9 protein-coding genes and 1 pseudogene are annotated in these 4,368 nt (G+C 64.9%); 2 read left to right on the top strand and 8 right to left on the bottom strand.

Going from position 1 to position 4,368, the window contains the following annotated elements:
* The 5 genes from ABDV69_RS16085 to ABDV69_RS16065 all read right to left on the bottom strand — a co-directional run.
* The coding region (locus tag ABDV69_RS16085; RefSeq protein ID WP_343576136.1) for a MazF family transcriptional regulator at nt 1-201 on the bottom strand (201 nt) is incomplete at its 3' end.
* Nucleotides 202-248: 47 nt separating this feature from the next.
* On the bottom strand, nt 249-482 hold the full coding sequence (locus ABDV69_RS16080; protein ID WP_343576135.1) for a hypothetical protein: 234 nt from the start codon (nt 480-482) through the stop codon (nt 249-251).
* 102 nt (nt 483-584) lie between these two features.
* On the bottom strand, nt 585-731 hold the full coding sequence (locus ABDV69_RS16075) for a DUF1059 domain-containing protein (RefSeq protein WP_343576134.1): 147 nt from the start codon (nt 729-731) through the stop codon (nt 585-587).
* The gene (locus tag ABDV69_RS16070; protein ID WP_343576133.1) at nt 728-1,321 is read right to left on the bottom strand and encodes an HhH-GPD-type base excision DNA repair protein; all 594 of its coding nucleotides are present in this window, start codon (nt 1,319-1,321) and stop codon (nt 728-730) included. The genes ABDV69_RS16075 and ABDV69_RS16070 overlap by 4 nt, the downstream gene beginning before the upstream one ends.
* Nucleotides 1,322-1,906: 585 nt before the next feature.
* Nucleotides 1,907-2,794 carry a WXG100 family type VII secretion target gene (locus ABDV69_RS16065; protein ID WP_343576132.1) on the bottom strand — a complete coding sequence of 296 codons (888 nt, stop codon included), beginning with the start codon at nt 2,792-2,794 and terminating at the stop codon, nt 1,907-1,909.
* Between ABDV69_RS16065 and ABDV69_RS16060 the strand changes: the two genes are divergently transcribed.
* Nucleotides 2,793-3,107, top strand: coding sequence for a DUF4345 domain-containing protein (locus ABDV69_RS16060; RefSeq protein ID WP_343576131.1), 315 nt, complete (start codon nt 2,793-2,795; stop codon nt 3,105-3,107). The two genes, ABDV69_RS16065 and ABDV69_RS16060, sit on opposite strands and share 2 nt — an antisense overlap.
* Here ABDV69_RS16060 and ABDV69_RS16055 read toward each other — a convergent pair.
* The gene (locus ABDV69_RS16055) at nt 3,104-3,298 is read right to left on the bottom strand and encodes a DUF5302 domain-containing protein (protein WP_343576130.1); all 195 of its coding nucleotides are present in this window, start codon (nt 3,296-3,298) and stop codon (nt 3,104-3,106) included. The two genes, ABDV69_RS16060 and ABDV69_RS16055, sit on opposite strands and share 4 nt — an antisense overlap.
* Nucleotides 3,299-3,337: 39 nt before the next feature.
* Nucleotides 3,338-3,781, bottom strand: coding sequence for a PPOX class F420-dependent oxidoreductase (locus ABDV69_RS16050; protein WP_343576128.1), 444 nt, complete (start codon nt 3,779-3,781; stop codon nt 3,338-3,340).
* A 75-nt stretch (nt 3,782-3,856) separates the two neighbouring features.
* Here ABDV69_RS16050 and ABDV69_RS16045 point away from each other — a divergent pair.
* Nucleotides 3,857-3,979 (top strand): annotated as a pseudogene (locus ABDV69_RS16045) (DUF1697 domain-containing protein); the annotation flags it as partial.
* On the opposite strand, the gene ABDV69_RS16040 reads toward ABDV69_RS16045, so the two are convergent.
* Nucleotides 3,979-4,344, bottom strand: a complete 366-nt coding sequence (locus ABDV69_RS16040; RefSeq protein WP_343576138.1) for a GntR family transcriptional regulator — start codon at nt 4,342-4,344, stop codon at nt 3,979-3,981. The pseudogene ABDV69_RS16045 and the gene ABDV69_RS16040 sit on opposite strands and share 1 nt — an antisense overlap.
* Between the last annotated feature and the right edge of the window lie 24 nt (nt 4,345-4,368).

The following is a 4,368-nucleotide window of genomic DNA, read 5'->3' as shown; positions in this document are numbered from 1 at the left end:
GAGCGCCGCAATGTCGACACGACGGCGGAAACTCACCGAGAGCGGTCTTTCGCAAGCTGGTGACAAAACAGGGGCCGCCCACACACCGTCGCCCAATGGCACGCCGAACCCAGTATCGGGGTCGTGGCCGAATATCGGCACAACGATGACGATCGGCTCACTGGGAATCTCGTTGTAGACGGTCGAGGAGATGACAAGCACCTCGGCTCCCCTGCTCGTGGCCCAAATGTCCCCGCGGCGCGGCGATATCAACGTTTCGTCAACTCGTCAAGATTCCGATCGGCCCACGCCTCGCCGAATGCAGCAGCGTTGGGATGTTCTCGCGTCCACCGGTCATGGGCGTCGCAGCGTCGCCGCATGTCCTCGGCGTCGAGCAAGGTCTCGATCCACGCATTCATCGACTTCTGGTCCGCCTCGGCATACTGCTTCACCGCTTGGTAGGCACTGTCGGACAATCGCAGTGTCACAGTCTTTGCCATCATCGCCTGCGTCACTAGCTGGCCGGCGTGGGCCGTGTCAGGTCGAATCAGAAATGTGTCGGATCCGAAACTCCCGCAGACCGCCGCGCGAAAAACACCAGCCCGCTAGTAGGCCATAAAGAGGATCGCGTCCCGGTCGTACTCCAGACCGGGGTGCGCACTGGCCAAGTGGGCCTGCGTCAGCTCGACCAATTCGTCTTCGTCTTTGCCGATGATCGCCTCGCCACACGGACAGTTCAGATGTGTCTTCACGATGTCGCCTTCCCTGTTGTTGCCTTCTTGGCTGCCTTCATCTGCTTTTTGTACGAACGGACTTTCTCCAGCGAGCCTGCGTCGGCGATGTCGGCCACCGACACGTGGGTGCCGGCGTTGCCGAATTCGCCCGCCGCGGCCCGCCAGCCTTTCGGCGTCACCGCATACTGCTTGCCGAGTAAGGCAAGGAAGATCTGCGCCTTCTGCTCGCCGAATCCCGGCAACCCCTTGAGTCGTCGCAGCAACTCGGGCCCGTCGGGATCGCCAGCGGTCCAGAGCCCGGCTGCGTCACCGTCGTAGCGGTCCACGACGATCTGCGCCAGCGCCTGGACCCGCTTGGCCATCGAGCCCGGAAAACGGTGTATCGCAGGCTTTTCCGAGCACAGCGCGGCAAACTTGTCCGGGTCGCAGTCGGCGATCCGGGCCGCGTCGAAACCGTTCATCCGGTCGGCGATCTTCTTGGGGCCGGCGAACGCAGTCTCCATCGGCACCTGCTGGTCGAGCAGCATGCCGACCACGAGCGCCAACGGGTTCTCGGTCAGGAGTTGATCGGCGTCGGTGTCCTGCGCCAGGCAGAGTTTGACGGTCACCGCTCTACCCAATCACACGGCTCGGTGTCCCGTCACCGTGTCGTTAGGTGTCAAGTGGCGGCGGCGACGGCGCGAGCCTTGTCGGTCGCTTTGCCGCCTTCTCTGCCCCCTGCGGCTTCGGTCGGGAATCTCTTGTGACGAGCCCCCATGACGTGACCCTTCGCGGTCGGCACCGGCTTGCCGAGCGCGTCGGCCAGTGGCGTCGATACGTCCCTCCGGCGCGGCGCTGAGTCGCCGTAAGAGACCGCCAGCGCGCCGAGGTAATCGTCGGTACACGACGCCGGGGAGTGGCCAACTACGCCTCAGAGATGGGTGAGAGCTACAGGGGCGTGAGAGGCTGACCGGGGCCGACAGAGCCCCTCGCTAAGCCCTATTTACGTACTTGAACTGCCAGCTCACCGTCTCAATTGACCCGGCTGGTGCCGCCGATTACGGAATGCTTTCCACCGCCTGTCGATAGCCGGACGGCAGATCAACATGACCAGCATTAGAACAGCGAGGATTGCCGACGCCGCCCTTGACGGCACAGCGAGCGCCGCTACCAGCAACAGCATGGCAATCCAGTAAGTCATAGCTGACTCTCCTTCACCGGGTTGGTTGTCCGGTGCCGTCCTCCCAAAAGCGCGGCCTGCCGTGGATCCAGTCATCTATGAAATCGGGTTTCATCGCGGGCGGATTCGCGTGGATGGCGTCTTCCAGGCCCGACTTGGCCAATTCGAAACCACCGAACGCGCCGGTGGCGGTCTTGAGGCCGTCGCCCGGAGACGGGGGCTTGCCTTCCAGTAAATTCTCACCGATGGACAGCGGCCCTTTGACGCCGGCTGCCTCCGGCAGGAGAAGGTCCCCGCCGATGCCAGCTGCGACCTTACCGACGTCCTCTTCGAGTTCTCCTGGCTTCGGGTCGTGTTTACTCGGATCGGATTTGGGCCCAATGGCAGTCGGCGGCGCTGACGCCATGGGCAGGGGTTGTCGGTGAACCGCCGTTCCGCCTTGGGCCGTGGCGGCGGACTCGTCAGGCGACGGCGCATCGGACTTAAATCCATGGCCGGCCATCTGCACACCCCTGCCGCTCCCGTGACTCACGGCGCTACCGACAGAGGGAGATGCGGTGATGCTGGCTTTTTGTCCGTCCGCGATCGTGTGGTCGGGGAACGACGTCCTACGTTCGCCGTTGAGGCGCATAGCAGACGCTAGCGGCCCTGACTGGTCGCTGTCGGTCCCTGCGTACCGCGATGCTGCGGTCTGGATGCTCGTGGAGATCCAGTTGAGCTGCTGAACCTGGGCGGACGCCCCTTCGTGGAACCGGGTGATAGCACCTTGGGCAGCTTTTGCCGCTGCGCCCTGCCAATGGCTTTCGAGCTCGTTAGCGACCTGCTCAACCTTGGCGATGACGCTCTTGAGTTCGTCGCTGATTCGCTCGAAGTTAGCGGCCTCTCTGGCGAGAACGGCCGGGTCTGTGGTGAGCTGCGACATGCCCGGGAGTCTAGCCGTTCCCGGCGCGGCGGACGCCAACGCGACGGTCGATTCGCGCGAACGCTTCTACGCGGCGTACTTCGCCGGCTACGGGCTGGCCTGGCTGGGAGCGGCCCGCAGGTCGCCGATTCGCGCGACGGACGTGCGCCTGCTGGCCGGGCTGATGTTTGTAAGCGGACTCGGGCGGGTGATCTCGTTGGTGAGCAATGGGCGACCGCATTGGTTCCAGGAAGTGCTGACCGCGGTCGAATTCGTTGTTCCGGCAGCATTTTTCGGCATGGCTACGGCCGACGAGAAGGAGGTTGCCGGCTAGCCGCTCTTGCGGCGGAACTCCCGATGGTTTCCCGCCGCGCCGTGCGCGCGCGTCCCCTTGGCGCTGGAGTCCTTGTGATCGGCAGCGCCCGACGACTTCGCATTCTTGATTTCCAGCGCTTCGCGGAACTTGCGCTTGTTGTCGTCCGCAGGTACGGACGCCGACTCGGCCCCCGAAATCGATCCAGCCATAGTTCGTAGTCTAGCGCGCCCGCCGCGGTTCAGCGGGATTCACCGCAGGCCCGGAGGCATCCCGTAGACGTGCGCGATCGGCAACGTCAACACCACGCGGCGGTCGGTCACCATCGCCTGCCGGTAGTCGTCCCAATCCGGGTGCTCACCGGCGATGTTGCGGTACAAGGCAATCAGCGCTTCGACGGTGTCGTCACCCGGTGCGGCGGCCGGCGGGGTCAGCGTTGCGGTGCCCTCGGCAACGGCGTAGGACCAGCCGTCGTCGGAGCTGACGAGCAGCGACGCCCGCGGGTCACGGCGTAGGTTGCGAGTCTTGGCCCGCGGCTCGGTGACCGACACCTGGATCGTGGCATTGCGGGCGTCGAAGTAATACGACACGTTGGACAACTGCGGCCGCCCGTCCCGCTTGAGCGTGGCCAGCACGCCGAGAGAATTGTCCGCGATCACGGCCAGCAGTTTGTCGTCGAAAACATGGCGCCCCATGTCGAAAGCCTACGGCCCGACCCGGCAGGGTCAATTCGACAGGGTCAATTCGACCGGGTCGCCACCATCGCGCTCATGACCCAGTACGCGGCGCTTCTGCGCGTCGTCAACGTCGGCGACCGCAACGTCACAATGGCCGACGCGGCAACCGCGTTGACCGATGCGGGTCTCGCCGACGTCCGCACCATCCTGGCCGCTCAGTCGTCGGCGCAGACCTCCAGGTAGCGCAGCGCCTCGGCTTTGCCGAGTCCCAGTGAGCGCGCGACGTCGAGATAGGCCCCGGCCGCGGCGGCCATGGCGGAGTCTGCGGGATCTGCGCGGGCGACGAATGTCCCGAATCGCCCGCGGGTTTCGACGATGCCCGCCGTCTCCAGCTCACGGTATGCCCGGGCCACGGTGTTGATCGCCAGACCCAGATCGCCGGCCAGTTCACGCACCGTGGGCAACCGCGCACCGGGCGGCAGCGTCCCGGTTCGGATCGCTTCGATGATTTGAGTGCGGAGCTGGTCGAACAGCGGTCGATCCGCCTGCCCGTCAACCCGTAGCCACTCCCCTATCTCCACCCGCTCAGTATCCCGTAGTCCAGC

Source organism: Mycobacterium sp. (assembly GCF_039583785.1).
In the GTDB taxonomy this organism is placed as follows: domain Bacteria; phylum Actinomycetota; class Actinomycetes; order Mycobacteriales; family Mycobacteriaceae; genus Mycobacterium.
This window is presented reverse-complemented; position numbering and strand designations above follow the sequence as displayed.

What these genes read in the sequence shown, in the direction of transcription:
- ABDV69_RS16080 (WP_343576135.1), bottom strand. Translation starts at nt 482, where the DNA reads ATGATGGCAAAGACTGTGACACTGCGATTGTCCGACAGTGCCTACCAA.
- ABDV69_RS16060 (WP_343576131.1), top strand. Translation starts at nt 2,793, where the DNA reads ATGCCCGGGAGTCTAGCCGTTCCCGGCGCGGCGGACGCCAACGCGACG.
- ABDV69_RS16065 (WP_343576132.1), bottom strand. Translation starts at nt 2,794, where the DNA reads ATGTCGCAGCTCACCACAGACCCGGCCGTTCTCGCCAGAGAGGCCGCT.
- ABDV69_RS16055 (WP_343576130.1), bottom strand. Translation starts at nt 3,298, where the DNA reads ATGGCTGGATCGATTTCGGGGGCCGAGTCGGCGTCCGTACCTGCGGAC.
- ABDV69_RS16050 (WP_343576128.1), bottom strand. Translation starts at nt 3,781, where the DNA reads ATGGGGCGCCATGTTTTCGACGACAAACTGCTGGCCGTGATCGCGGAC.